1 protein-coding gene and 1 pseudogene are annotated in these 1,575 nt (G+C 59.2%); one reads left to right on the top strand and one right to left on the bottom strand.

Going from position 1 to position 1,575, the window contains the following annotated elements; genetic code table 11:
• Positions 1 to 1,186 (top strand): annotated as a pseudogene (betT, locus tag AC1D2P_RS30650) (choline transporter BetT); the annotation flags it as partial.
• Positions 1,187 to 1,213: 27 nt separating this feature from the next.
• Here betT and AC1D2P_RS30645 read toward each other — a convergent pair.
• Positions 1,214 to 1,474 carry a hypothetical protein gene (locus AC1D2P_RS30645; RefSeq protein WP_046031321.1) on the bottom strand — a complete coding sequence of 87 codons (261 nt, stop codon included), beginning with the start codon at positions 1,472 to 1,474 and terminating at the stop codon, positions 1,214 to 1,216.
• Positions 1,475 to 1,575: the final 101 nt, after the last annotated feature.

Here is a 1,575-nt window from a genome sequence, read left to right as displayed (position 1 = left end):
GCTGCTGTTCGTGTTGTTCGCCGGCCCCACGCAGCACTTGCTCAACACGCTGATCCAGAACCTGGGCGACTACCTCGGCGCCTTGCCGATGAAGAGTTTCGACCTGTACGCCTACGACAAACCGAGCGACTGGCTCGGCGGCTGGACGGTGTTCTACTGGGCCTGGTGGATTGCATGGTCGCCGTTCGTGGGCCTGTTCATCGCGCGGATTTCCCGTGGCCGCACCATCCGTGAATTTGTCTTCGGCGTGCTGCTGATTCCGCTTGGTTTCACCCTGGCGTGGATGTCGATCTTCGGCAACAGCGCCATCGATCAAGTGCTCAACCACGGCATGAGCGCGCTCGGCATGTCGGCCATCGACAACCCGTCAATGACGCTTTATTTGCTACTGGAAACCTACCCGTGGAGCAAAACCGTGATTGCCGTCACGGTGTTCATCAGCTTCGTATTCTTCGTCACCTCGGCCGACTCCGGCACCGTGGTGCTGTCGACGTTGTCCGCCAAGGGCGGCAACCCGGATGAAGACGGGCCGAAATGGCTGCGGGTGTTCTGGGGCGCGATGACGGCATTGGTGACCAGCGCGCTGTTGTTCTCCGGCAGCATCGATGCGCTGAAGTCAGCAGTGGTGCTGACCTCGCTGCCGTTTTCGTTGATCTTGCTATTGATGATGTGGGGTCTGCACAAGGCGTTTTATCTGGAGTCCCAGAAACAGATCGCGCAACTGCATTCGCTGGCACCGGTTTCCGGGTCAAGGCGTGGCAAGGGTGGCTGGCGACAGCGTTTGAGCCAGGCGGTGCACTTCCCGTCGCGCGATGAGGTGTATCGTTTTCTGGATACGACGGTGCGGCCGGCGATCGAGGAAGTGTCGGCGGTGTTTGTCGAAAAGGGTTTGAACGTGATCACGCAACCGGACCCGGTCAACGACAGCGTCAGCCTGGAAATCGGTCACGGTGAACAGCATCCGTTTATCTATCAGGTGCAGATGCGCGGTTATTTCACACCGTCTTTCGCCCGAGGCGGCATGGGGTCCAAGCAAATCAACAACCGGCGTTATTACCGGGCCGAAGTGCATTTGAGCGAAGGCAGCCAGGACTACGATCTGGTGGGTTACACCAAGGACCAGATCATCAACGACATCCTCGATCAGTACGAACGGCACCTGCAATTCCTGCACTTGGTGCGTTGATCCAGACGGACAGGCGCCGGGGCTTTATCAGGCCTCGGCGCTCATCACCATGAACAGCACCAACGCCGCCACCGGCACACTGAACACCACCGTGCCGATCACCAGCTCTGAACTCAAGGGCTGGCCGGCCGTGACCACGCCAACGGCACCGTTGATCACCGTCAGCGCCAGCCACAGGATCACAAAGCTGTAGATCAGTGTCTGGCGGCTGAAGCCGATTTTTTCGCCGATGAACAGCATCAGGGCGAGGAGGGCCAGGCCGAAGGTGATGATGATTGCTGTGTGCATGGTGAGCTCACCTGGTCGTTGTGTGTCGCCTGATAAACCGCTATCGCGAGCAGGCTCACTCCTACAAGGATCACCGCGATCCCTGTAGGAGCGAGCCTGCT

The sequence above is a fragment of the Pseudomonas sp. P1_F1_2 genome (assembly GCF_056405815.1).
The sequence above is the reverse complement of the archived record's forward strand: the minus strand, read 5'-3'. Positions and strand labels throughout refer to the sequence as shown.